Source organism: Bacillus sp. FSL L8-0167, from assembly GCF_038630295.1.
Taxonomy (GTDB): Bacteria; Bacillota; Bacilli; order Bacillales; family Bacillaceae; genus Bacillus; species Bacillus safensis.
Map to the genome: position 1 here is coordinate 1460209 of NZ_CP152027.1, position 25382 is coordinate 1485590.

The window sequence follows — 25382 nt, forward strand, 5'->3', positions numbered from 1 at the left end:
CATAATGTATGGAAATCGCCGCAATTTTATTTAGTCTATTCTTTGCTTTAAACATAGGCGCAAGCGGGGCAGCTGCTTCTATGGGCATTGCGTATGGATCAGGTGCCATTCAAAAGCCCATTTATGCACTCAGTTTTTGTGCAGTGGGGATTTTAGCAGGTTCAGTGATTGGCGGCGGCGAGGTCGTCAAAACGATCAGCTCTGGTATTATGCCAGAATCAGTCATTACAATTGAAATCGTTTGTATTATCATTGGTTCTGCTGCACTATCACTTTTCATAGCGAATCTCATGGCGATTCCTTTATCAACAAGTGAGGTCACAGTAGGGGCTGTGGTTGGTGTGGCAGTCGCGTATAAAGTATTGTTTGTGAAATCCATTTTAGTAATTGTGGCATTTTGGATCATCATCCCGCTTTTTGCCTTTCTTTTTACCTTTGCTGTCGTCAAAATCATCAGAATGTTCCCTAAACGGAAGCTGTCTAAAAAAGGCACAGCTATTTTATCTGTCGTATTAATCCTCAGCGGATTTTTAGAGGCATTTTCAGCCGGTATGAACAATGTGGCAAATGCCGTCGGCCCGCTCGTCGCTTCAGGCGTTTTGTCAGTTGGGCAGGGAACACTTTACGGCGGAATCTTCGTCGCAGCAGGGGCCCTCTTGCTAGGCAGAAGAGTGCTGGAAACAAACGGAAAGAAAATTACCCGCTATCAAACAGGCGAAGGGATTTTACTTTCGAGTACCGGTGCCGGGCTTGTCATCGTCAGCTCTATTTTTGGGCTGCCCGTTCCACTTACGCAAATCACCTCCTCGTCTATCATCGGACTTGGAATGGCAAAAGGCGGGCCTAACATTTTTCACAAACATGTTGTGAAAAAAATGCTGAAAGTATGGGTGGTCTCACCTTTTTTATCACTCAGCCTCTCGTATTTGCTTGTGAGCCTTTTCTTAAAAGGAGACTATTACTCTATCTTTATCATGATGAGTGTACTGCTTGCCTCACTTGGTGCGCTGAGTCTGATGAAGGCAGTCAAAAATGAAAGCAGCTCTATTCATGAACAGGGCGGCGGGATTTAACCATAAATCCGACTATTAACATCTAATAAATATGAACATTGAGAGGAAGATGAACAAATGAGTTTAACACCACATGGTGGCGTATTAATTAATCGAGTAAATGAAGAATATGATCTCAGCACGGCTGCGAAGGAAATTGAACTAGATGCGATTTCCTTTGCAGACCTTGAACTCATTGCAATTGGCGGATATAGTCCAATTGAAGGGTTTTTAACAAAAGCTGATTATGAAGCAGTTGTAAGCAGTATGCGGCTAGCAAGTGGTGTCGTTTGGTCTCTTCCTATTACACTACCAGTAACAAAAGAAAAGGCGGCGGAAATCCATCAAGGCGATATCGTGCGCTTATCCTACAATGGAACTGTATATGGGGTCATTGAAGTAGAGGATCAATACACACCAGATAAAGAAAAAGAAGCGGTGAATGTCTATAAAACAGATGACCGCAATCATCCAGGCGTGAAAAAATTATTTGAACGCGGCGATACTTACATTGGCGGAAAAATTACACTGACGAAACGCAGTGAAAAACCATTCCCTCAATTTACGTATGAGCCAGAAGAAACAAGACGTCATTTTAAAGATAACGGCTGGAAAACCATTGTTGGTTTCCAAACGAGAAACCCTGTTCATCGTGCTCATGAATATATTCAAAAAACAGCACTGGAAACAGTCGATGGTTTATTTTTAAATCCGCTTGTCGGTGAAACAAAATCTGACGACATCCCGGCAGATGTAAGAATGAAAAGCTATCAAGTATTATTGGACGGTTATTATCCAAAAGACCGCGTCTTTTTAGGTGTTTTTCCTGCTGCAATGCGTTATGCTGGACCAAAGGAAGCCATTTTTCATGCGCTAGTGCGGAAAAATTATGGCTGCACCCATTTTATTGTTGGAAGAGATCATGCAGGTGTTGGTGACTATTACGGCACATACGAGGCGCAGGAACTATTTGATCAATTTACAAGCGAAGAAATCGGCATTACTCCATTAAAATTTGAACACAGTTTCTACTGTAATACATGTGAAGCGATGGCCACTCCAAAAACGTGTCCTCACGACAAAAGCGAGCATGTCATTCTTTCAGGTACAAAGGTTCGAACAATGCTGAGAAACGGTGAATTACCACCAAGCACGTTCAGCCGAAAAGAAGTCATTGAAACATTAATCGAAGGATTAAAAACGACGGTATCTTAACGGGAGGGTATGACATGAGCAACGAACATATCGTGTGGCATGATTCATCAATTACAAAAAAAGAATATCAGCAGAAAAACAATCATACGAGCGGCATTATCTGGCTTACAGGTCTAAGCGGGTCAGGTAAATCAACGATCGCGAATGCAGCTGCAAGAGAGCTGTTTGAACAAGGCTACCAAGTCACAGTTCTTGACGGCGATAACGTGCGGCACGGACTCAATAAAGATCTAGGGTTTTCAGATGATGACAGAAAAGAAAACATCCGCCGGATCGGAGAAGTAGCAAAATTATTTGTGGAGCAAGGGACGATTGTCATCACTGCTTTTATTTCTCCATTTCAAGAAGACCGCCACACTGTCAGACAGTTGGTCGAAGATGGGGAATTTCACGAAGTATTTGTCAAATGTGATCTGAACGTGTGTGAAGAGCGTGATCCAAAAGGGTTATATAAAAAGGCGAGAAACGGTGAAATTCCGTTTTTCACTGGAATCGATTCACCGTATGAAGAGCCTGCTGCGCCTGAGCTCGTATTAGATACAGGGGAATTATCCCGTGAGGAATCTAAACAGCGTCTTGTTGATTATGTAAAAGGAACAACGAAATAATCGCCTGATGGCAGGGGGAGAAAAGCAAGATGGGGAAAGTATACATTGTGGGTGCTGGACCCGGTGACCCAGATTTAATAACATTAAAGGCCCATAAGGCGATACAGCGGGCAGATGTCATCTTATATGATCGTCTTGTCAATCAAGAAATTCTCGCCCATGCCAAACCGGAGGCGGAATTGATTTATTGCGGCAAGCTGCCAAATCATCATACAATGAGACAGGAAGCCATCAATGAAGCGCTTGTGGCTCATGCAAAGGAAGGGAACGTTGTCGTTCGGCTGAAAGGCGGCGACCCCTTTGTCTTTGGCCGCGGCGGTGAAGAAATCGAATGCCTAGCTGAGCACGGAATTCCGTATGAGGTCGTCCCAGGAATTACTTCTGGGATTGCAGCGGCTGCTTATGCGGGCATCCCTGTGACACATCGTGAATTCAGCTCAAATGTTGCTTTTGTCACGGGTCACTATCAAAAGGATGAACATTTTGAAGAAAAGTGGGAGGCGCTGGCTACAGGGATTGATACTCTTGTGATTTACATGGGTGTCAAAAACGTGGAAAGAGTGCAGCGCCTGCTTTTGAAAAATGGACGGGACCCTGAAACACCCGCTGCATTTATACACTGGGGAACCACAACAAGGCAAAAGACAACGTGCTGCACGGTGGCGACACTGTCTGAAACCGTTGAAAAAGAAGGGATTGAGCATCCAAGTTTAATTGTTGTTGGAGATGTCGTTCATTTTCATCAAAAGCTGAACTGGTTTGAACCTGCATTCATCGAGAAATGAGAATGATAGAGAAAAGACACGTGCATACATCGTGTCTTTTCGTCTGATGAAAACAAGTGAGAGGGAGGAGCCGCATGAAACAAGCTGTCCTTTATGTTGGGCATGGAAGCAGGGTAAAAGAAGCACAAGATAAGGCCATTTCTTTTATGAAAAGCTGTATGCCGTTAGTGAAAGCAGATATACAAGAAATTTGTTTTTTAGAGCTGACGGACCCTTCTATAGAAGAAGGATTTGAGGCCTGTGTGAAAAAAGGAGCGACACACATTGCAATCGTCCCGCTCCTCCTTTTAACTGCCATGCATGCCAAATCGGATATCCCGGTCGAAATTGAGAAAGTGCATGCGCGTTTCCCGCAAGTGAAGGTCACATATGGAAAGCCAATCGGCGTGAATCAAGAAGTAACAAAAGCGGTTGCCGCAAGAATTGAAGAAGCAGGATATCAAGGCGAGCGCGCGCGGATTCTTTTAATTGGCCGCGGGAGCTCTGATCCGGATGTGAAGCGAGATGTGTTTGGCATTGCAGACGATGTCCGAAATCTGCTTCCGCATGCAGAGGTTCTTCCGTGTTTTATTACAGCATGTGAGCCAAATTATCGAGATGTTCTCGCGCAGTTATCAGCAGATGACGATGGGCCTGTCTATCTCGTTCCTTACTTGCTGTTTACGGGGATTTTAATGAAAGAAATTGAAAGTGAAGCCGCTCAGGCGAGAAAGCGGCTGAAAGATGTCCAGGTATGCCGGTATATTGGCTTTCATCCGCATGTCAAATCGGCTTATATTGAACGCGTGCAAGAAACCATTTTAAACAAAGACGATGCGTTTCGTTTCCGAGGAGAAATCCATGCTTCCAGTCCATCTTGATTTAACCGATAAACAAGTGGTCATCGCCGGCGGCGGATCTGTCGCGTTAAGAAGAGCAAAGGCATTGTGTACGGAGTCTTGCCAGATAACCGTTGTGAGTCCTAATATTTCTGAAGAGATGGAACGCCTCATTGATACATATGCGCTCAATTGGAAGGAAAAGAAAGTAGACGCTGAAGATTTAAAGGATGCGTTTTTCATTGTTGCTGCTACAAACGACCCTTCGGTAAATGAATGGATTGCACAAACAGCACAGCCTCACCAGCTCGTGAATTGTGTGAGCCAATCTGAGCTTGGCAATGTGATGGTGCCGAAGGTTGTCAAAGCAGGAAAAGTGACGATTTCAGTTTCTACAAGCGGTGCAAGCCCCGCCCGGACAAAACAATTGGCTGCGGCAATTGAATCCTTGCTTGAACAAGAGGATATTGACGCACTTGATGCCCTTTACATCGAAAGAAAAAAACGACAAAGAAAAAGCCGATAAAATCGGGGACTGACCCTCGATTTTATCGGCTTTTTTATTTATTTTCTCAGCTTGAGCACAAGATCTTCGTCAGGCGTGACAAATAATGTTTGCTGCTGATCATACGTAACAAAGCCAGGCTTTGCTCCGTTTGGTTTTTTCACATGCCGGATTTTCGTATAATCGACAGGAACGGAGCCGGACTCTTTTGCCTTCGAGAAGTAGGCGGCAATTTGAGCCGCTTCAAGCAGCGTTTGTTCATCAGGTGCTTGGTGGCGGATGACGACATGTGATCCAGGAATATCCTTTGTATGCAGCCAAATATCATCACGAGCAGCTGCCTTTGTAGTCAAATACTCGTTTTGTTTGTTGTTTTTTCCGACTAAAATTGGTATGCCTTGGGACGATTCATACGTTTCGAGCTGAATGGCCGCCGGTTTTTTCTTTTTGGCGTGGCGCTTTTGTTTGGCGCGCAAATATTTTCCTTCAACAAGCTCTTCTCTCATTTCCTCTAAATCCTTCGGTGAAGCAGAGGACAGCTGCTGAATCAGCTCTTCAAAATAAGCAATTTCTTCATGTGTCCGCTTAATTTGTTCATTTACAGCTTCTACAGCATTTTTTGCCTTTTGATATTTTGTGAAATATGCCTGTGCATTTTCAGAAGGGGTTTTATTTGTTTTGAGCGGGATCGTGATTTCTCCGCCGTCTTCATCGTAATAATTGATGACAGTCGCTTCTTTATCCCCTTTTTTAATCGCATATAAATTGGCTGTTAACAGCTCACCATAGAGCTGATATTTGTGTGCATCTTGGGATTCTTCAAGTGTTCTTTTTAGCTTTTTCAGCTTGTTTTCATTTTTCTTTTTTTCATTGACGACAAATCGTTCAAGGTCTGCCGCCTGCTGTTTGACTCTGTCTCTCTCTGCTTTTCCGAAATAAAAGCGGTCAAGCAGCTGGCTGAGTGAGTCGAATGTCTTCATCTCGCCATGGACATGCTGAAGCTCTAATAAATAAAAATACTCTTTCCCGTCTTTTCTTGTGAGCTGCGGCGTAAAAGAATGCATGCGAATGAGCTGGAACATCTCGAGCAGTGTATTTGGAATTGTTTCTTGATTGGCAAGGCCGGCCCGGTGTACTGCTTCCTTTGCAAACAGCGGGGAAACCCCAGAGAAGGTATCGACAATTTGATTCGCGATCTTTCCTTCCTGAAAGCGTAAATGCTTCAAAATATCATCCTTTGTCACGTCAAAAGGATTCAATTTTTGCTGCGCAGGCGGCAGAAGGTATTCATGACCAGGAAGCACCGTTCGATAGCTGTTCACAGATGGAGAAAGGTGTTTTAAACCATCAATGATCTGCTGCGTTCCATCCTCTACAAGAATCAAATTACTATGACGTCCCATGATTTCAATGTAAAGCTTACGCGTCTGTTCATCACCGATTTCATTTCGGCTTCTCACATGAAGCACGATCACCCGGTCAAACCCAATCTGTTCAAAACGTTCAATAAAGCCGCCCTCAAGATGCTTTCTGAGCAGCATACAAAACATCGGCGGCTCGCTTGGATTGTCGTATTGATGCTCTGTGAGCTGCACTCTCGCATAGCTCGGATGAGCCGATAAAAGCAGCTTATGATTTTTCCCGTTTGCCCGAATATGAAAAATCAGCTCGTGTTTATATGGCTGATGGATTTTTGAAATCCTCCCGCCAGTTAAAGTCTCTTGCAATTCATTTGTCATACCATATGTAAAAATGCCGTCAAATGACATGTTAGATACACCCTCTTCTTTCACACAAATCTACTGAAAGAACCTTCCGTTTTCTCGTTCTTTAGGCAGTCTTATTATTATAGCATGATTTAGGACGAGTCTGAATAAACTGGCTTATAGAACACTGCATATGAGAGAGAACAAAAGAGGAGTGGACGAGGTCAAATGAATTGGCATGAACTGAACCAAACCGATTTATTAAAAACAATGAATACATCGATAGGTGACGGACTGTCAGAAAAAGATGTACAAAAGCGGCTTGAAAAACACGGGCCAAATGAATTGCAGGAAGGAAAAAAGGCGTCGGCTCTGATCATTTTTTTAGCACAGTTTAAAGATTTCATGGTGTTAATCTTGCTTGCAGCAACAATCATTTCTGCCTTTTTAGGAGAATACATTGATGCTGTTGCGATTGTAGCCATTGTTTTGATTAATGGTGTACTCGGTTTTTATCAAGAACGCCGGGCGGAGAAATCCCTTCAAGCGTTAAAAGAATTATCAACTCCGCACGTGTATGCAAGAAGAAATAATGAATGGGTCAAGATCCCGTCTAAACATCTCGTGCCAGGGGATATTGTGAAATTTTCAAGCGGAGACCGGATTGGGGCAGATATTAGATTACTAGAAACAAAGAGCTTAGAAATCGAGGAGTCCGCTCTCACTGGTGAGTCCATCCCAGCGGTCAAACACGCAAGTCCGCTTTCAAGCGGCCATGTCTCTCTCGGAGATTTGACGAACATGGCCTTTATGGGGACGCTTGTCACTAGAGGCAGCGGCGTAGGGGTTGTCATTGGTACAGGAATGAATACGGCGATGGGACAAATTGCCGGCATGCTGGATGCAGCAGGTAATATGGAAACGCCGCTGCAAAGACGTCTCGAGCAGCTTGGGAAAATTCTGATTGTGGCTGCTTTATTTTTAACGGTGCTCGTTGTTGTTCTCGGGGTTGTGCAAGGACATGAATTGTATCATATGTTCCTAGCGGGAGTATCTCTTGCTGTTGCGGCGATTCCAGAAGGACTGCCGGCGATCGTCACTGTTGCACTTTCCCTAGGGGTGCAGCGGATGATCAAACAAAAATCGATTGTCAGAAAGCTCCCCGCGGTGGAAACACTCGGCTGCGCGTCAATCATTTGCTCAGATAAAACAGGAACGATGACGCAAAATAAAATGACCGTGACCCATGTGTGGGCAGAGGGGAAAACGTGGAATATTTCTGGCACAGGCTACGAGCCATCCGGTGACTTTACCCTAAATGGAGAAATCGTCCATGTCGACAAGCACCCAAGTCTGCAAAAGGTGTTATTATACGGGGCGCTTTGTAATACATCGACCATCATTGAAAAAGACGGGGAGATGAGGCTTGATGGAGATCCGACAGAGGGGGCGCTTCTCACCGCAGCACGTAAAGCGGGTTTTACAGAGCAATTCATTGAAGCTGGATTTCATGTCATTGAGGAGTTTCCTTTTGACTCAGAAAGAAAGATGATGTCAGTCGTCGTTGAAACGAATCAAAAAGAGCGGTATGTCATTGCAAAAGGTGCGCCGGATGTACTAATGAACCGTTCAAGTCATATCATGCACGGCGGGCGCACAGCTTCTTTTTCAGCCACTCACAGGCAAGAAACAGAAGCTGCGATTCAAGGCTTAGCAAGACAGGCGCTTAGAACCATTGCCATTGCCTATAAAAAAGTCGGTCTGACAGAAAAAATCACCTCTGTAAAGCAGGCTGAAACCGATTTAACATTGATCGGGTTAGAGGGCATGATCGATCCACCGCGTCCTGAAGTCAGACGAGCGATTAAAGAGTGCCGGGATGCCGGGATTAAAACGGTCATGATTACAGGCGACCACGTAGAAACGGCCAAAGCGATCGCCAAAGACTTGAGCCTTTTACCGAAGCAAGGACAGGTGCTTGACGGGAAGGCGCTTGATCAGATGAGCGACAAAGAGCTTGAGCAAACGGCTGAAAATGTATACGTCTTTGCCCGGGTTTCCCCTGAGCATAAACTGAGAATTGTCAAAGCCTATCAAAAAAATGGTCATGTTGTGGCGATGACAGGTGACGGGGTCAATGATGCGCCTGCCATTAAACAAGCAGATATCGGCATCTCCATGGGCATCACTGGAACAGACGTAGCCAAAGAAGCGTCTTCTCTTATTTTACTTGACGACAACTTTGCGACCATAAAATCCGCCATTAAAGAGGGCCGGAATATTTATGAAAACATTCGTAAGTTTGTCCGTTATTTGCTGGCATCAAATGTCGGAGAAATTTTGGTCATGCTGTTTGCGATGCTCCTCGCGCTGCCGCTGCCGCTCGTTCCTATACAAATCTTATGGGTAAACCTTGTCACAGATGGTCTGCCGGCTATGGCACTTGGTATGGATAAGCCAGAAGGCGATGTCATGAAGAGAAAGCCGCGGAATGTGAAAGAGGGCATTTTTGCTAGAGGGCTTGGCTGGAAGGTCATCTCAAGAGGATTCCTCATCGGGCTTGCGACCCTTTTGGCATTTATATTTGTGTATCACCGCGATCCAAACAACCTGCAATATGCACAGACTGTCGCATTTAGTACGCTTGTTTTGGCGCAGCTCATTCATGTATTTGACTGCCGCAGTGAACGGTCCATTTTTGAACGTAATCCATTTGGGAACCTTTATTTGATCGGTGCGGTTTTGTCATCACTTTTACTCATGTTTGTGGTCATTTATTACCCGCCGCTTCAGCCGATTTTCAAAACGGTGGCGGTTGCACCAATTGATTGGCTGCTGATCATTGGGATGTCTGCACTGCCAACTTTTTTACTGGCAGGATCACTTTTGACAAGAAAAAAATAATTGATTATGGTATAATTTTGAGGTAATAGTGTCTGCTATTACCTTTTTCATTTTATTAATATGAAAGAATTGGGTGTTTTGACATGATACGCAGTATGACGGGATTCGGCCAAGCGAGTAAAACGGATGGAGAACTGACAGTGTCAGTTGAGCTAAAATCGGTCAATCACCGTTTTAAAGAGGTTCATGCCCGTTTGCCGAGGCCGCTTTTATATTTCGAAGATACATTAAAAAAAATCATTCTTCGTCACGTGCAGCGCGGTAGAATTGAGCTGTTTGTCACGATTGAAGGCGGTAAACTAGCAAGCCGGTCCTTACAGATCGACTGGCCGCTGCTTGATGAATACATGAAAGCCGCAAAAGACCTCGAAGAACGCTATCACATTTCAGGCATTCAGCATGCACATGACTTATTGGGGCTGGAGCTTGCCGTTCAAGTGGAAGAGTCAGCCAGCCGAAATGAACAGTTAGAGCAGCTGCTGATGGAAGCTTGCGAGGCTGCTGTCAAGGAGCTTTGCTTCATGAGAGAGCAAGAGGGCGCATCACTTCAAAAAGACTGTGAACTGAGGCTTTCTGAATTAGAGGCCTATACAGAAGAAATCAAAGTCTTTGCACCAGAGGTTGTGAGTCAGTACAAAGAACGATTGAATCAGCGATTGCAAGAATGGATCGGAGAGGCGCTTGACGAGAGCAGACTAACGACAGAGGCTGCCATTTTTGCTGACCGGTGTGACATTACAGAAGAGATTACGAGACTGAAAAGTCATTTTCAGCAGTTCCAGCAAATCTTGCTGCAAGGCGGTGCTGCCGGCCGAAAACTTGACTTCCTTGTACAGGAGCTCAACCGTGAAGTGAACACCATTGGATCAAAAGCGAACCATCACCATTTAACAAAGCTGGTGGTTGAAATGAAAAGTGCTATTGAAAAAATAAAAGAACAAGTGCAAAATATAGAATAGTCATTGTGTATGCTGTTTACAGTGCGTCTCTTTCGGCGAGACTAGAGACGTTTATATTACAGGGGGACGAAAGAAGATGACCATAAAGTTGATCAATATCGGATTTGGAAACATCATTTCAGCGAATCGGATGATTTCGATCGTCAGTCCGGAATCAGCACCGATTAAACGAATGATACAAGACGCAAGAGATCGAGGCATGCTCATAGATGCTACATACGGAAGAAGAACCCGTGCTGTTGTCATTATGGACAGTGACCATGTCATCTTATCTGCCGTTCAGCCTGAGACTGTCGCGCAAAGACTTTCTGTAAAAGAAGAAATCATAGATGAAGGGCAGGGGTAATACGCCATTATGAAAGAAAGAGGACTTTTAATCGTTCTCTCTGGACCTTCGGGAGTTGGAAAAGGAACGGTCAGACAAGCCATTTTCTCCCAGGAAGATACGAAATTTGAATACTCTATTTCTGTGACGACACGCAAACCGCGTGAAGGTGAAAGAAATGGTGTCGATTATTTCTTTAAAACCAGGGAAGAATTTGAACATATGATTGAAAACAAAAAGCTGTTAGAATGGGCAGAGTACGTCGGGAATTACTACGGCACGCCTGTTGACTATGTAGAACAGACATTAAGCGAAGGAAAAGATGTTTTCCTTGAAATTGAAGTGCAAGGTGCACTTCAAGTAAGAGAAGCATTCCCGGAAGGTCTTTTTATTTTCCTTGCACCGCCTAGTCTTTCAGAACTTCAAAACCGTATCATTACTCGCGGTACAGAATCTGAGGAGCTCATTCGAAACCGAATGGCTGCTGCGAAAGAAGAAATTGAAATGATGGATGCTTACGACTATGTCGTTGAAAACGATGATGTCGAGCTTGCTTGTGAAAGAATCAAAGCGATCGTCCTTGCAGAACACCTGCGCAGAGACAGAGTCGCACCAAGATATAAAAAAATGCTGGGGGTAGAATAAACCATGTTAGATCCTTCAATTGACTCATTGATGAACAAACTTGATTCAAAATATACACTTGTAACAGTGTCGGCACGCCGTGCACGTGAAATGCAGATCCATCAAGATCAGCAGATTGAAAACACAAAGTCTTACAAATTCGTAGGCAAAGCACTAGAAGAAATTGACGCTGGTCTTTTGACATTTGAAAAAGAGGATCAAGAATAACACATCGCTTCTGCAATGCAGATACGATACGTTCAAAAAAGTCAAAACTATGATTGGTTTTGACTTTTTTGAATTGTAGACGAATTTGTGAAAAAGGCCGTTAAGGGGGACAAACAAATGTTACAGTCAAAAAATATATTGCTCGGTGTCAGCGGAGGAATTGCCGTATATAAAGCAGCAGCACTTACTAGTAAACTCGTACAAGCAGGCGCAAATGTAAGAGTGATTATGACGGAATCTGCTCGTGAGTTTGTGTCTCCGCTTACCTTCCAAGCACTGTCTCGGCATGAGGTATATGTAGATACATTCAAAGAAAACAATCCAAAAGTCATTGCACATATTGACGTAGCTGACTGGGCCGATCTCATTCTTGTTGCCCCTGCAACAGCACATACGATTGGTAAAATGGCCGCTGGACTTGCAGATGATATGCTCACCACGACTTTGCTTGCTTCTACAGCGCCTGTATGGGTCGCACCAGCGATGAATGTGCATATGTATGATCACCCGGCTGTGAAACGGAACATTCGCACATTATATGAAGACGGCTACCGGTTTATTGAGCCGAGTGAAGGTTATTTAGCCTGCGGGTACATTGGAAAAGGGCGATTAGAAGAGCCTGAAAAAATTGTGGAACACATCCGTGCTTTTTTTGAAGAGCCAAAAAGCTTACCGCTCTCAGGAAAAAAAGTCGTAGTGACAGCAGGTCCTACACGTGAAGTGATCGATCCTGTCCGGTTCTTTACAAACCGTTCTAGTGGAAAAATGGGCTATGCGATTGCAGAGGCTGCTCAGCAAATGGGTGCAGATGTTACGCTGATTTCTGGGCCTGTTTCTTTAACTGAACCTGACCATGTGCATGTAGTGCACGTTGAATCAGCTGAAGAGATGTATCATGCTGCGCTAGATGTATACGGAGAAGCTGATCTTGTCATTAAATCAGCAGCTGTCGCCGATTACACCCCTGTCACGACATATACTCATAAAATGAAAAAACAGGACGGCGCACTGGACATTGAATTCACCCGGACAAAAGATATTTTAAAAGAGCTGGGGAAAAGAAAAGAGCATCAAGTGCTGGTCGGATTTGCAGCTGAAACGCAGGATGTAGAATATTATGCGAAAAAGAAAATTGAATCCAAGCATCTAGATATGATTGTGGCCAATAACGTCACTAAAGAAGGTGCAGGCTTTGGCACAGATACCAATGTGGCAGCAATCATCAAAGCAGATGGAACGAAAAAAGAGCTGCCGATGATGAGCAAAAAAGACCTCGCTTTTGAAATTTTAAAGGAGGCAATAATGCTGCTTCCAAAAGAGCGTGATCGCGCATGATTGCTGAAGTCATCGTAGATGTCACAACGAAAGCCATTGACCGTCCATTTGATTACCGGGTACCAGATCGATTCAAAGATCTCGTCAAAGCGGGAATGAGGGTGGTCGTTCCCTTTGGCCCGCGGAAGATTCAAGGGTTTGTGACAAAAGTCAAAGAGGAAACAGACATCAAGACAGGAAGCATCAAAGAGATAGTCGATTTATTTGATTTATCACCTGTTCTGACAGATGAGCTGCTGGAGCTTTCTCACTGGCTGACGGAAAAAACATTGTCCTATCATATTACGGCACTTCAATCGATGCTGCCCGCAGCCATGAAGGCAAAGTATGAAAAAGAAATACAGGTGCTATCAGAGGAAGAACTTCCGCAGTCATTGAAAGAGCTTTTCGGTCAGCGAGAGAGCATTCTTTATGCTGACATCCCGTCTGAACAATTAAAACAGATTCAAAAGCATGTCCAAAAAGGTCATCTAGAGGTGAGATACCATGTCTCGCAAAAATCTGGAAAGAAAAAGGTCCGCATGCTCCAGCTGGCTGTATCGAAAGAAAAACTTGAAGAAAAGCAGCAGCAGCTAAAGAAAAATGCGGTAAAACAAAAGGCACTGATCTCCTACTTGCTTCAAGCGGGAGAGGCAGCCTTTTTAGCGAAAGACTTGCAGCAGCAAACAGGCGCGAGTTCTCAAACGCTTAAAACCTTTATTCAAGAAGGGCTGTTAACAGAAAGCTATGAAGAGGTCTACCGGGATCCTTACCGTGACCGGGAGTTTACACCATCTGCATCACTTGATCTCACGCCTGAGCAAAGAGAGGCGGCAAAACATATTCATCAAGCAGTCAGTGAGAATCAGCACGCAACCTTTTTACTGCACGGAGTGACAGGAAGCGGCAAAACGGAGATTTACTTGCAGACAATTGATCATGTTCTTCAAAAAGGCAAAGAAGCGATCGTTTTAGTTCCTGAGATTTCGTTAACCCCTCAAATGGTGCAGCGATTTAAAGAACGATTTGGCTCAAATGTGGCTGTTCTTCACAGCGGCTTATCGACAGGAGAAAAATATGATGAATGGCGGAAGATTCATCGCAAGGAAGTCAAGCTTGTCGTTGGCGCAAGATCTGCTGTTTTCGCTCCATTTGAAAATTTAGGCATGATTATTATAGATGAAGAGCATGAATCCTCTTATAAACAAGAAGAAATGCCTCGTTACCATGCCAAGGATGTCGCCATTGAACGAGCAGTGCGGCATCAATGTCCAGTCGTATTAGGCAGTGCAACACCTTCACTTGAAACCTATGCACGTGCAAAAAAAGGCGTCTATACATTGCTGCCGCTCAAGCACCGCGTCAACCAGCAGCAGATGCCGCACGTTTCGTTAATTGATATGAGAGAAGAACTAAGAAATGGCAACCGCTCCATGTTCTCAGAAGAGTTAATGATCAGGTTAAAGGAAGTGCTTGAAAGAAAAGAACAAGCCGTTTTATTTCTGAACAAAAGAGGCTATTCATCCTTTGTGATGTGCCGTGATTGCGGATATGTGGAGCAATGTCCTCATTGCGAAATTTCTCTCACCTATCACAGATATCAAAAACGGCTGAAGTGCCATTATTGTGGTCACGAAGCTCCAGTACCTTCTGAATGTCCAGAATGCCACAGTGAGCATATTCGCTATTTTGGAACTGGCACGCAGCGAGTAGAAGAAGAACTGACAAAGGTATTGCCTGAGGCGCGTGTGATCCGAATGGATGTGGATACAACGTCTCGTAAAGGTGCTCACGAAAAGCTTCTTACGTCTTTTGGCAATAAAGAAGCGGACATTTTGCTCGGGACGCAGATGATTGCAAAGGGGCTGGATTTCCCAGATGTCACACTTGTTGGTGTTCTCAGTGCGGATACATCCCTTCACATCCCTGATTTTCGTTCAAGTGAAAAAACATTTCAGCTTCTCACACAGGTCAGCGGCAGAGCAGGGCGCCATGAAAAAGCGGGCTCGGTTATTATTCAATCGTATACGCCTTCTCACTATAGTATTGAATTAACGAAGCAGCATGACTACGAAGCCTTTTATGAACAGGAGATGCTGCATCGACGCCACCAGTCCTATCCGCCTTATTACTTTTTGGCGATGGTGACAGTGTCACACGAAGAAGTGACGAAGGCAGCACATGTCACTGATCAAATTGTCCAGTTCCTAAAAATGAACTGTGCGCCGAATACTCGAATCCTTGGTCCGGCCGCATCGCCAATCGCTAAGATCAAAGATAGATATCGGTATCAATGCGTGATAAAATACAAAAGGGAAAATGAACTGGCAAGTTTACTACGGAAAATACAAGACCATTATCAAAAGGAAATGGAACAAAAACAATTGATGATTTCAATAGATATGAATCCATATATGATGATGTAAAACGGAGGGCTGTAAGTGGCAGTAAAACCAATAGTCATACATCCGGCAGAAGTGCTTGAACAAAAGACAGAGCGCGTCGGTACGTTCGATAAAAAGCTTAAAAAACTGCTGGATGATATGTATGATACAATGCTTGAGCTGGATGGAGTTGGACTAGCAGCACCACAAATCGGTATTTCAAAAAGAATCGCTGTTGTAGATATCGGAGAAGAATCTGGCAGAATTGACTTAGTGAACCCCGAGGTGCTTGAAGTAGAAGGAAGCCAGACAGATATTGAAGGCTGCCTGAGCTTTCCATCTTTATACGGCACTGTAGAGAGACCGAACTATGTGAAGGTAAAAGCCTTTGATAAGAAAGGCAAACCATTTACAATAGAAGCAGACGGATTTTTAGCAAGAGCTTTATTGCACGAAATTGATCATTTAGACGGCATTTTATTTACGTCAAAAATCATTGAAACTTATACAGAAAAAGAACTTGCGGAAATGGAAGGGTGAAGAAAATGGCACGTATCGTATTTATGGGAACCCCTGATTTCTCAGTACCTGTGCTGCAAACACTGATAACAGAAGGATACGAAGTGGTAGGGGTTGTCACGCAGCCAGACCGCCCAAAAGGAAGAAAACGAGTGCTCACACCGCCTCCTGTAAAAGTGGAAGCCTTAAAGCACGGCATTCCTGTGTTGCAGCCTGAAAAGGTGCGACTTGATGAAGAAATTGATAAGGTGCTTGCCTTACAGCCGGATTTAATCGTCACAGCGGCATTTGGACAAATTTTACCAAAGCGATTACTCGATGAACCTAAGTTTGGCTGTATCAATGTTCATGCCTCGCTGCTGCCAGAACTAAGAGGCGGCGCGCCGATCCATTATGCGATCCTTCAAGGCAAAAAGAAAACAGGCGTTACCATCATGTACATGGTGGAAAGACTTGATGCAGGTGACATGATCAGTAAAGTAGAAGTAGAAATCGATGAATTAGACAATGTCGGAACATTGCATGACAAATTAAGTGTTGCAGGTGCCGCGCTGCTAAAAGATACGGTGCCAAATGTTCTGAGCGGGTCTATTTCTCCGATTCCGCAAAATGAAGAAGCGGCCACATATGCACCAAATATTAAGCGGGAGCAAGAAAGATTAGACTGGACAAAAACCGGCGAAGAGCTTTACAACCAAGTTCGCGGGCTAAATCCTTGGCCAGTTGCCTATACTGAATGGAACGGCGCTCATCTAAAAGTATGGGAAGCGAAAAAGGTTCCGCTTCAAGCGCAAGAAGAACCCGGGAAAGTGATTGTGCTTCAAAAAGAAGGTCCGGTCATTGGAACTGGGAATGAGCAAGGCCTTTTATTAACAGGTGTGCAGCCAGCTGGTAAGAAAAAAATGAGCGGCGAAGACTTCTTAAGAGGCGCAAATATCGAAATTGGACAGAAATTAGGGTTAATGAATGAAGAAAAGTAATGTGAGAGAAGTAGCGCTGGACGCTTTAATCAAACTCGAACAAAACCAGGCTTACAGTAATTTGCTGTTGCAGTCAGTCATGAAAGATAAAGACTTAGCTGATCAGGACAAACCGCTGTTAACAGAGCTTGTATATGGTACACTGCAAAATAAGCTGGCATTAGATTATATGCTGACGCCCTTTGTGAAAAAACCGCAAAAGGTCGCTCCATGGGTGATGCAGCTTTTGCGGATGTCCCTTTATCAAATGGTGTACCTTGAAAAAATTCCAGATCGTGCAGCGATTCATGAAGCTGTCGAGCTGACGAAAAAACGCGGGCACAAAGGGATTTCTTCACTTGTGAACGGTGTTCTTCGTTCCGTGCAAAGAGAAGGCGTTCCGTCATTTGATGCGATCAAAGATCCCGTAAAGCGGCTGTCCATTGAGACAAGCCACCCATTATGGCTTGTGCAGGAGTGGGTTCAGGCGTACGGGTTTGAAGCGGCAGAAAGCATGTGCCGCATTCATTTAGTCCCGCCAAAGCAAACCCTTCGCGTCAATCGAATGAAAACTGACCGCACGGCACTGCAGCAAAAACTAATGGATGCAGGCATCGAAACGGAGCTTGGCGACTTATCACAAGATGCACTCAAGCTCATGAAAGGGTCCATCGTCTCAACTCCTTCTTTTCAAGAAGGCTATGTGACGATACAAGATGAAAGCTCGATGCTTGTCGCAAGAGCGCTCGACCCTCAGCCGGGAGAAACAGTGCTTGACGCCTGTGCGGCTCCTGGCGGAAAATCAACACATATTGCAGAACGTATGAATGATGAGGGCAAAATTGTTTCACTTGATTTACATGAACATAAAGTGAAACTCATCAAACAAGCAGCAAAACGTCTGAACCTTTCTCACATTGAGGCAAAAGCACTTGATGCAAGGAAAGCGGCAGCCTATTACAGCGAAGCTTCGTTTGACCGTATTCTCATTGATGCACCGTGTTCCGGTTTTGGCGTCATTAGACGAAAACCAGATATGAAATATACAAAGTCTAAAGAAGACTCAGCAAGGCTTGCAGCTATCCAGCAGGCCATTTTAAAGGAAACGGCCCCGCTTTTAAAACCGGGCGGAACCCTTGTATACAGTACGTGTACAATGGACCCAACAGAAAATCAACAAGTGATTCATGCGTTTTTACAAGAACACCAAGACTTCGAACCCGATCTATCTCTTAATGAACGGCTGCCTGAGCAGGTTGCTCCGTTTGTTCAAAACGGAAGTGTACAAATTCTTCCTCATTATTTCGGAACAGATGGTTTCTTTATTTGCAGCATGAGAAAGAAGGGATAAAAAATGACAGAACAAAAAGTAAGAAAAGAACTGAAGACAGAAATGCCGTCGATCTACTCATTTGAGCTTCACGAAATGAAAGAATGGTTAAAAGAACAAGGCGAAAAGCCTTTCCGCGCAGCCCAAATTTTCGAGTGGCTTTATGAGAAACGTGTGACATCCTTTGACGATATGTCTAACCTTTCAAAGGATTTAAGAGAAAAATTAAAAAATCAATTTGAGATCACCACATTAAAAACCGTGATCAAACAAACGTCTCAAGACGGAACGATCAAGTTTTTATTTGAATTACATGATGGCTATACGATTGAAACAGTGCTGATGCGCCACGAATACGGCAACTCTGTCTGTGTCACAACTCAGGTTGGCTGCCGAATTGGCTGTACATTCTGTGCATCTACACTTGGCGGGTTAAAACGAAATCTTGAAGCAGGAGAAATCGTTGCTCAAGTATTGAAAGTGCAGCAGGCACTTGACGAAACAGATGAGAGAGTCAGCTCGGTTGTCATCATGGGAATTGGCGAACCGTTTGATAACTTTGACGAAATGCTTGCTTTCCTTAAAATCATCAACCATGACAACGGCTTAAATATTGGTGCGCGTCATATTACAGTGTCGACAAGCGGAATCATTCCAAAGATCTATCAATTCGCTGATGAGCAAATGCAAATCAATTTTGCTGTCTCCCTGCATGCACCGAACACAGAGATCAGAAGCCGTCTGATGCCGATCAATAAGGCATATAAGCTGCCAAAATTAATGGAAGCCATCGAATACTATATTCAAAAAACGGGTAGACGTGTCAGCTTTGAATACGGCCTGTTTGGCGGAGTAAATGATCAAGTTCATCATGCAGAAGAGCTTGCAGACTTATTAAAAGGAATCAAGTGCCACGTGAACCTCATTCCGGTGAACTATGTACCGGAAAGGGATTATGTAAGAACACCGAGAGAACAAATCTTCCTATTTGAAAAAACGTTGAAAGAACGCGGCGTAAACGTAACGATTAGACGAGAGCAAGGCCATGATATTGATGCTGCTTGCGGTCAGCTAAGAGCGAAGGAGCGTCAGGAAGAGACGAGGTGACGAATGTTGATAAGGGCAGCCTTTCAAACCGATACAGGAAAAGTCCGTCAGCATAATGAAGATGATGCAGGTATTTTTGAAGCAAAAGAAGACACCCTTCTAGCTGTTGTAGCAGATGGAATGGGAGGTCATCTTGCTGGTGATGTCGCCAGCAGGATGGCCGTCTCTTCTTTAAAAGAATACTGGGAAGAAACATCTTCAATTCCAGCAAAACCAGCAGAGCAAGAAAGCTGGTTAATCTCAAAAATTAGTGACATTAATGATCAAGTATATGAACATGCGAAAAACAATGAGGAGTGCCAAGGAATGGGGACGACCATTGTTTGTGCGCTCGTTCATTTGCAAACGGTCACAATTGCCCATATTGGAGACAGCCGCTGCTACTTGCTAAGAGAAGGAGCACTGACCCAGCTAACGGATGACCATTCACTTGTAAATGAGCTTGTGAAAACAGGTGAAATTTCTAAAGAGGATGCAGAATATCATCCAAGAAAAAACGTGCTCACAAAAGCTTTAGGAACAGATAAACACGTTCAAATTGATGCACATACTTTTGAAGTAGACCCAGGAGATCAAATCCTGCTTTGCTCAGATGGTTTATCCAATAAAGTAGAAGAAGAGAATTTGATTCATATTTTAACGCAAACGACCGCACCAGATGAAAAAGTAACAGCATTAATCCAAACAGCGAATGACAACGGCGGTGAAGATAACATTACAGCAGTATTGTTAGAAATCTCCTCCCAGCCAGAGGAGGGTGACAGCAAGTGTTGATCGGAAAACGGATCAGCGGCCGTTATCAGATTCTTCGCGTCATAGGCGGAGGCGGAATGGCAAACGTTTATTTGGCGGAGGACATGATTTTAGATCGCGAAGTTGCGATTAAAATTTTGCGCTTTGACTTTGCAAGCGATGATGATTTTATTAGACGTTTCCGGCGCGAGGCGCAATCAGCCGCAAGCTTAGATCATTCAAATATTGTCAGCATCTACGATGTAGGGGAAGAAGATGACATTTATTATATTGTCATGGAATATGTCGAGGGGATGACGCTGAAAGAATACATACACGCCAATGGCCCGCTTCATCCGAAAGAAGCCGTTCGCATTATGGAGCAAGTCGTTGCGGCGATGGAAGAAGCCCATGCAAAGCAGCTCGTCCACCGGGACATTAAGCCTCACAATATATTAATAGACAACATGGGAAATATTAAAGTCACTGATTTTGGGATTGCCATTGCACTCAGCTCAGCGACCATCACCCACACAAATTCGGTCCTAGGATCCGTGCACTATTTGTCTCCAGAACAAGCACGCGGAGGTCTTGCGACGAAAAAGTCAGACATCTATTCACTTGGAATTGTGCTCTATGAACTCATTTCTGGACGCATGCCATTTGAAGGGGAATCAGCTGTCAGTGTTGCGCTGAAGCATTTGCAATCAGAGCCGCCATCTGTCAGAAGGTGGAATCCTTCTGTTCCACAAAGCGTGGAAAACATCATTTTAAAGGCAATGGCCAAAGATCCATTTTATCGATATGAAGATGCATCTGAAATGCAAAAAGATCTGCAAACTGCTTTCGACCCTTCAAGGCTAAAAGAAAAACGTTTTGTGATTGAAGAAGATCATGAAGCAACGAAAGCGATCCCAATCATTCAAGATCATCAAGTCGATCAAGACAATGAAAAAACAGCTGTCCATCCGGTGCAAAAACCGAAGAAAAAAGAGAAACAAAAGCCGAAAAAGAAACGAAAAAAATGGCCTTGGGTTGTGGCATCCATCCTGTTTATTCTAACTGCTGCGACCATTTTAGCTATCACTGTGTTTCCCGGACTGCTCTTTCCAAAAGATGTTGAGGTCTCTGATGTATCTGGCATGACGATTGAAAAAGCAGAGGACACCTTGAAGAAAGCCGGCTTTACCGTCGCCTCTGAACCAATTGAGATCGCTGATGAAAAAATTGAAAAAGGGCTTGTCGTCAAAACAGACCCGAAAATCGGCACAAAGGTAAAAGAAGGAACCGAGATTCAGCTTTACCAAAGTACTGGCAAAGAAAAGACCGAATTACCTGATGTAACAGGTGAAAAGGTTGATAAAGCAAAAGAATTATTAGAGAAAAAAGGGTTTAAGCAAGTTGTTGTGGAGGAAGTAAATGATAATGACACCGAATCTGGGATTGTCATGGAACAGAAACCTTCAGCGAGTACTGAGCTTGTGGCAGCAGATGAAGAAGTGACGTTGACGGTCAGCATAGGTCCTGCCGATATTACATTGCGGGATTTAACGACATATAGTAAACAGGCTGCATCGAATTATTTAGAGGATAACGGATTAAAGCTTGATGAAAAAGAAGCGTATTCTGATGATGTGCCAAAAGGTGAGGTAATGAAGCAGGAACCAGGAGCTGGTACTGCTGTGAAACCAGGTGATACGGTTAAAATCACCTTCTCACTCGGACCGAAGAAAAAACCGGCTAAAACGGTGACTGAGAAGATTGCCATCCCGTATGAACCAGTCACTGAAGGGCAAGAAATGACCGTTCAGATTTCCATTGACGATGCTGAGCATAGCATTTCTGATTCATATGAAACCTTTAACATCACTGCACCAACTGAACGGACCATTAAATTTAAGATTGAACCAGGTCAAAAAGGATACTATCAAGTGACAGTTGATGATAAGGTCGTAAGCTCTAAAACGATCGAATACCCTGACGATGAATAAAGGAGGGACTTTATGCCTGAGGGCAAAATTATTAAAGCATTAAGCGGATTTTATTATGTGCTCGATGAGTCTCTAGAAAGTGGAAAAGTGATTCAGTGCAGAGCGAGAGGTATTTTTCGGAAAAACAAAATCACACCTCTTGTTGGAGATTATGTTGTATATCAAGCGGACAACGATAAAGAAGGCTACTTATTAGAAGTAAAAGAGCGGACAAACGAACTTGTTCGTCCGCCTATTAGTAACGTCGATCAAGCGGTGCTCGTTTTCTCTGCGACAGAACCAACCTTTAGCACATCGCTTTTAGACAGATTTCTAGTGCTGGTGGAAGCAAATGATATTAAGCCGATTATCTGTATCACAAAAATGGACTTATTGAAAACAGATGAAGAGCTTGAAAGTATTCAAGGCTATGCAGAGGACTACCGGCAAATTGGATATGATGTTCATGTAACATCCACGATCGAGGGAGACGGAATTGAAAAGCTGACCTCGCATTTTCACAATAAAATCACTGTATTTGCCGGTCAGTCTGGTGTAGGTAAGTCCTCTCTTTTAAATGCGATGAGTCCTGATTTGGCGCTGAAAACCAATGATATTTCCTCTCATCTTGGAAGGGGGAAGCATACGACAAGACATGTCGAACTCATTCGTACAGCAGAAGGGCTCATTGCAGATACACCTGGCTTTAGCTCGCTCGAATTTACCGGCATCGAAGCGGAAGATTTAGGCCTTTACTTTTTAGAAATTAAAGAGCGGAGTGCAGATTGTAAGTTTAGAGGCTGTCTGCACGTGAAAGAGCCTGGCTGTGCGGTAAAAGGCGCGGTCGAACAAGAGCAAATCAGAGCGTATCGCTATCAGCATTATTTAGAGTTTTTAACTGAAATCAAAGACAGAAAGCCGAGGTACTAACTCATGGTTTATATTGCCCCTTCCATTTTATCAGCAGATTTCGCCAATTTGGAGAAAGATATCCGTGATGTGGAACAAGGCGGAGCGGATTACATTCATATCGACGTGATGGACGGCCATTTTGTACCGAATATTACATTTGGACCGAATGTTGTGGAAGCGATCAGACCGCATACAAAGCTGCCGCTCGATGTTCACTTAATGATTGAGCAGCCAGACCGGTATATTCCTGCATTCGCAAAAGCAGGTGCTGACATTATTTCTGTCCATGTAGAAGCTTGTCCGCACTTGCACAGAACGATACAGCACATAAAAGAACAAGGCGTAAAAGCAGGCATCGTCTTGAACCCGCACACACCTGTTTCTCAGATTGAGCATGTATTAGAGGATGTAGACCTTATCTTATTCATGACGGTGAATCCTGGTTTTGGCGGACAGGCGTTTATTCCATCTGTCCTCACGAAGGTAAAAGAAGTGAAGTCCCTTAGCGAACAAAAGGGCTTATCAGACTTACTCATAGAAATAGACGGCGGTGTCAATGTAGAGACTGCAAAGAGCTGTAAAGAGGCGGGCGCTAACTTACTTGTGGCCGGCTCAGCGATATACGGTAAAAACAACCGTGCAGCAGCCATTCAGGCCATTCGAGAAGCGTAAAAAAAGGAACCAAAGTCACTCTGATCTTTGGTTCTTTTTACATGGAGAGGAGCGTATATCATGCACATACATATCGTAGCCGGCGGTCCTTTTGATTACATCCCGCCCCTTGAACATGAAGCATCACAGGACGATATTCTCTGGGTCGGTGTAGACCGGGGGACGCTCTTTTTACTAGAGCACGGCATCATGCCTGCCAAGGCTTTTGGTGATTTTGACAGTGTGACAGAAGAAGAGCTTTGCGAGCTGAAAAAGAAATTGCCTGCCTTGAATGTATTTCAGGCTGAAAAAGATGAAACCGATTTAGAGCTTGCGCTGAACTGGGCCATGCGCCAGCACCCTGCGCATATTCACATTTACGGCATTACAGGAGGAAGGGCTGATCACTTTCTAGGAAATATTCACCTTCTATATCAAGGCATTCAGCACAAGCAGAACGTCACTCTTGTAGATAAGCAAAATATCATTCAAATGTTTGGTCCTGGTACATACGAAATAAAAGAAGACCCTGATAAAAAATATGTGTCGTTTCTGCCCTTTGGTACATCGGTTGAAAAGCTGACATTAAAAGGTTTCAAATATCCTCTGAAAAATTGTCATATTGAGCCTGGTTCCACACTATGTATTAGTAACGAACTCATCCACTCAAATGGTACTTTTTCTTTTCATGAAGGCATATTAATAATGGTAAGAAGCAAAGATTGACCAACCTATCAATGTGGATGGCTGATTAAGCTCAATTGTGCTGCAAGCGGTACTTTTAGGAGGGGGACAAAATGAAATTTTATACAATCAAACTGCCTAGATTTCTTGGCGGCATTGTCCGTGCGATGCTTGGTTCATTTAAAAAAGATTAATGAGTAATCTCCTTTATTTCCACATAAAAACGCCTGCTACAGTTTATTGTAGCAGGCGTTTACTCTTCTTGCTTATACACGCTCAACTTTACCAGATTTCAAAGCTCGAGCTGATACATATACTCTTTTAGGCTTACCGTCCACTAGAATACGAACTTTTTGAAGGTTCGCGCCCCATGTACGTTTTGTAGAGTTCATTGCGTGAGAACGGTTGTTCCCAGCTTTTGTTTTTCTGCCTGTAATAACGCATTTACGTGCCATTTGTTTCCCTCCTAACTGCGAAAACATCATCATATTCTTCATATACGTACTTAGAGATGCCTCAAGATACTTTAATAATTTACCACAGCTTCAAGGGGTTTGCAAGGATTGTTTACTCCTCTTTCAAGAAAAATACCTTGACATCTTGATAAAAAATCAAGGCTATAGTATAAGTAGGATTGGGTCGGATTGAATGATTTCTTTTAAAAAGAAGGGTCTTATAGTAAAATAGTGATAACTCAGGGCAATTTCTCAAAAAGGGGGAACCAATGTGTCCATTGAACTTAGAACGAAATACGGACAAATTGATATATCAAATGAAGTCATTGCAATGGTGGCAGGAGGCGCTGCGATCGATTGCTATGGTATTGTTGGCATGGCGTCCAAAAACCAAATTAAGGACGGCTTGACGGATATTCTCCGCAAAGAGAACTTCAGCCGGGGTGTTCTTGTGCGTCAGAAAGAAGACCGCATTCATATTGATATGTACATCATCGTCAGCTACGGTACAAAAATATCAGAAGTCGCACATAATGTTCAAACGAAAGTCAAATATACGATTCATCATACAATTGGACTTTCTGTTGACTCGGTCAACATTTATGTACAAGGAGTAAAAGTTACGAACCCGTAGTA

At 43.7% G+C, this 25382-nt stretch carries 26 protein-coding genes; 24 read left to right on the top strand and 2 right to left on the bottom strand.

The window, feature by feature from the left end:
• Positions 1-8 precede the first annotated feature (8 nt).
• From MHB66_RS07435 to MHB66_RS07460, 6 genes are all read left to right on the top strand, one after another.
• Positions 9-1073: an inorganic phosphate transporter gene (locus tag MHB66_RS07435; protein ID WP_041117338.1), complete on the top strand. Its 1065-nt coding sequence runs from the start codon at positions 9-11 to the stop codon at positions 1071-1073.
• 57 nt (positions 1074-1130) lie between these two features.
• Positions 1131-2267, top strand: coding sequence for a sulfate adenylyltransferase (gene sat / locus MHB66_RS07440; RefSeq protein ID WP_024426947.1), 1137 nt, complete (start codon positions 1131-1133; stop codon positions 2265-2267).
• A gap of 14 nt (positions 2268-2281) precedes the next feature.
• Positions 2282-2875 carry an adenylyl-sulfate kinase gene (cysC, locus tag MHB66_RS07445; protein ID WP_034281722.1) on the top strand — a complete coding sequence of 198 codons (594 nt, stop codon included), beginning with the start codon at positions 2282-2284 and terminating at the stop codon, positions 2873-2875.
• Between the two features lie 29 nt (positions 2876-2904).
• Positions 2905-3660 (top strand): uroporphyrinogen-III C-methyltransferase, encoded by a 756-nt coding sequence (gene cobA, locus MHB66_RS07450; RefSeq protein WP_024426949.1) that lies wholly within the window; start codon positions 2905-2907, stop codon positions 3658-3660.
• A gap of 74 nt (positions 3661-3734) precedes the next feature.
• Entirely contained in the window at positions 3735-4520 is a 786-nt protein-coding gene (locus MHB66_RS07455; RefSeq protein WP_024426950.1) for a sirohydrochlorin chelatase, read from the top strand.
• Positions 4501-5004 carry a bifunctional precorrin-2 dehydrogenase/sirohydrochlorin ferrochelatase gene (locus tag MHB66_RS07460; RefSeq protein WP_046310887.1) on the top strand — a complete coding sequence of 168 codons (504 nt, stop codon included), beginning with the start codon at positions 4501-4503 and terminating at the stop codon, positions 5002-5004. The genes MHB66_RS07455 and MHB66_RS07460 overlap by 20 nt, the downstream gene beginning before the upstream one ends.
• A 38-nt stretch (positions 5005-5042) precedes the next feature.
• Here MHB66_RS07460 and MHB66_RS07465 read toward each other — a convergent pair whose 3' ends face one another.
• Positions 5043-6752: an NFACT RNA binding domain-containing protein gene (locus MHB66_RS07465; RefSeq protein WP_046310890.1), complete on the bottom strand. Its 1710-nt coding sequence runs from the start codon at positions 6750-6752 to the stop codon at positions 5043-5045.
• Between the two features lie 165 nt (positions 6753-6917).
• Here MHB66_RS07465 and MHB66_RS07470 point away from each other — a divergent pair, with 165 nt between their 5' ends.
• The 17 genes from MHB66_RS07470 to spoVM all read left to right on the top strand — a co-directional run bounded on the left by MHB66_RS07470 (position 6918) and on the right by spoVM (position 24485).
• The gene (locus MHB66_RS07470) at positions 6918-9593 is read left to right on the top strand and encodes a calcium-translocating P-type ATPase, SERCA-type (RefSeq protein ID WP_046310892.1); all 2676 of its coding nucleotides are present in this window, start codon (positions 6918-6920) and stop codon (positions 9591-9593) included.
• 83 nt (positions 9594-9676) lie between these two features.
• Entirely contained in the window at positions 9677-10552 is an 876-nt protein-coding gene (locus tag MHB66_RS07475) for a YicC/YloC family endoribonuclease (protein ID WP_034281735.1), read from the top strand.
• 76 nt (positions 10553-10628) lie between these two features.
• A complete protein-coding gene (gene remA, locus MHB66_RS07480) occupies positions 10629-10898 on the top strand; it encodes an extracellular matrix/biofilm regulator RemA (protein ID WP_008344898.1) in 270 nt (89 codons plus the stop codon).
• A gap of 9 nt (positions 10899-10907) precedes the next feature.
• Positions 10908-11522, top strand: a complete 615-nt coding sequence (gene gmk, locus MHB66_RS07485; protein WP_024424214.1) for a guanylate kinase — start codon at positions 10908-10910, stop codon at positions 11520-11522.
• 3 nt (positions 11523-11525) lie between these two features.
• Entirely contained in the window at positions 11526-11729 is a 204-nt protein-coding gene (gene rpoZ, locus MHB66_RS07490; RefSeq protein WP_003211647.1) for a DNA-directed RNA polymerase subunit omega, read from the top strand.
• 117 nt (positions 11730-11846) lie between these two features.
• Positions 11847-13064 (top strand): bifunctional phosphopantothenoylcysteine decarboxylase/phosphopantothenate--cysteine ligase CoaBC, encoded by a 1218-nt coding sequence (gene coaBC / locus MHB66_RS07495; protein ID WP_046310895.1) that lies wholly within the window; start codon positions 11847-11849, stop codon positions 13062-13064.
• Positions 13061-15469, top strand: a complete 2409-nt coding sequence (priA, locus tag MHB66_RS07500) for a primosomal protein N' (protein ID WP_046310898.1) — start codon at positions 13061-13063, stop codon at positions 15467-15469. The genes coaBC and priA overlap by 4 nt, the downstream gene beginning before the upstream one ends.
• A 15-nt stretch (positions 15470-15484) precedes the next feature.
• Positions 15485-15967, top strand: a complete 483-nt coding sequence (gene def / locus MHB66_RS07505) for a peptide deformylase (RefSeq protein ID WP_034281741.1) — start codon at positions 15485-15487, stop codon at positions 15965-15967.
• A gap of 5 nt (positions 15968-15972) precedes the next feature.
• Positions 15973-16926 carry a methionyl-tRNA formyltransferase gene (gene fmt / locus MHB66_RS07510; protein WP_046310901.1) on the top strand — a complete coding sequence of 318 codons (954 nt, stop codon included), beginning with the start codon at positions 15973-15975 and terminating at the stop codon, positions 16924-16926.
• Positions 16913-18256, top strand: coding sequence for a 16S rRNA (cytosine(967)-C(5))-methyltransferase RsmB (rsmB, locus tag MHB66_RS07515; RefSeq protein ID WP_046310903.1), 1344 nt, complete (start codon positions 16913-16915; stop codon positions 18254-18256). The genes fmt and rsmB overlap by 14 nt, the downstream gene beginning before the upstream one ends.
• Before the next feature lie 3 nt (positions 18257-18259).
• Complete coding sequence (gene rlmN, locus MHB66_RS07520; protein ID WP_046310905.1) at positions 18260-19342, top strand: 23S rRNA (adenine(2503)-C(2))-methyltransferase RlmN; 1083 nt, start codon at positions 18260-18262, stop codon at positions 19340-19342.
• A 3-nt stretch (positions 19343-19345) separates the two neighbouring features.
• The gene (locus tag MHB66_RS07525) at positions 19346-20116 is read left to right on the top strand and encodes a Stp1/IreP family PP2C-type Ser/Thr phosphatase (protein ID WP_034281746.1); all 771 of its coding nucleotides are present in this window, start codon (positions 19346-19348) and stop codon (positions 20114-20116) included.
• Positions 20110-22065 carry a Stk1 family PASTA domain-containing Ser/Thr kinase gene (gene pknB / locus MHB66_RS07530; RefSeq protein ID WP_024426959.1) on the top strand — a complete coding sequence of 652 codons (1956 nt, stop codon included), beginning with the start codon at positions 20110-20112 and terminating at the stop codon, positions 22063-22065. The genes MHB66_RS07525 and pknB overlap by 7 nt, the downstream gene beginning before the upstream one ends.
• Positions 22066-22077: 12 nt before the next feature.
• Positions 22078-22974, top strand: a complete 897-nt coding sequence (gene rsgA / locus MHB66_RS07535) for a ribosome small subunit-dependent GTPase A (RefSeq protein ID WP_041117357.1) — start codon at positions 22078-22080, stop codon at positions 22972-22974.
• 3 nt (positions 22975-22977) lie between these two features.
• Complete coding sequence (gene rpe / locus MHB66_RS07540) at positions 22978-23628, top strand: ribulose-phosphate 3-epimerase (protein ID WP_041117359.1); 651 nt, start codon at positions 22978-22980, stop codon at positions 23626-23628.
• A 60-nt stretch (positions 23629-23688) separates the two neighbouring features.
• Positions 23689-24333, top strand: coding sequence for a thiamine diphosphokinase (locus MHB66_RS07545; protein WP_041117361.1), 645 nt, complete (start codon positions 23689-23691; stop codon positions 24331-24333).
• Between the two features lie 71 nt (positions 24334-24404).
• On the top strand, positions 24405-24485 hold the full coding sequence (gene spoVM / locus MHB66_RS07550) for a stage V sporulation protein SpoVM (protein ID WP_008354550.1): 81 nt from the start codon (positions 24405-24407) through the stop codon (positions 24483-24485).
• A 72-nt stretch (positions 24486-24557) separates the two neighbouring features.
• Here the strand turns inward: spoVM and rpmB are convergent, their stop codons facing one another.
• On the bottom strand, positions 24558-24746 hold the full coding sequence (gene rpmB, locus MHB66_RS07555) for a 50S ribosomal protein L28 (protein WP_003212514.1): 189 nt from the start codon (positions 24744-24746) through the stop codon (positions 24558-24560).
• A 271-nt stretch (positions 24747-25017) separates the two neighbouring features.
• Between rpmB and MHB66_RS07560 the strand changes: the two genes are divergently transcribed.
• A complete protein-coding gene (locus MHB66_RS07560) occupies positions 25018-25380 on the top strand; it encodes an Asp23/Gls24 family envelope stress response protein (protein WP_008344871.1) in 363 nt (120 codons plus the stop codon).
• Positions 25381-25382: the final 2 nt, after the last annotated feature.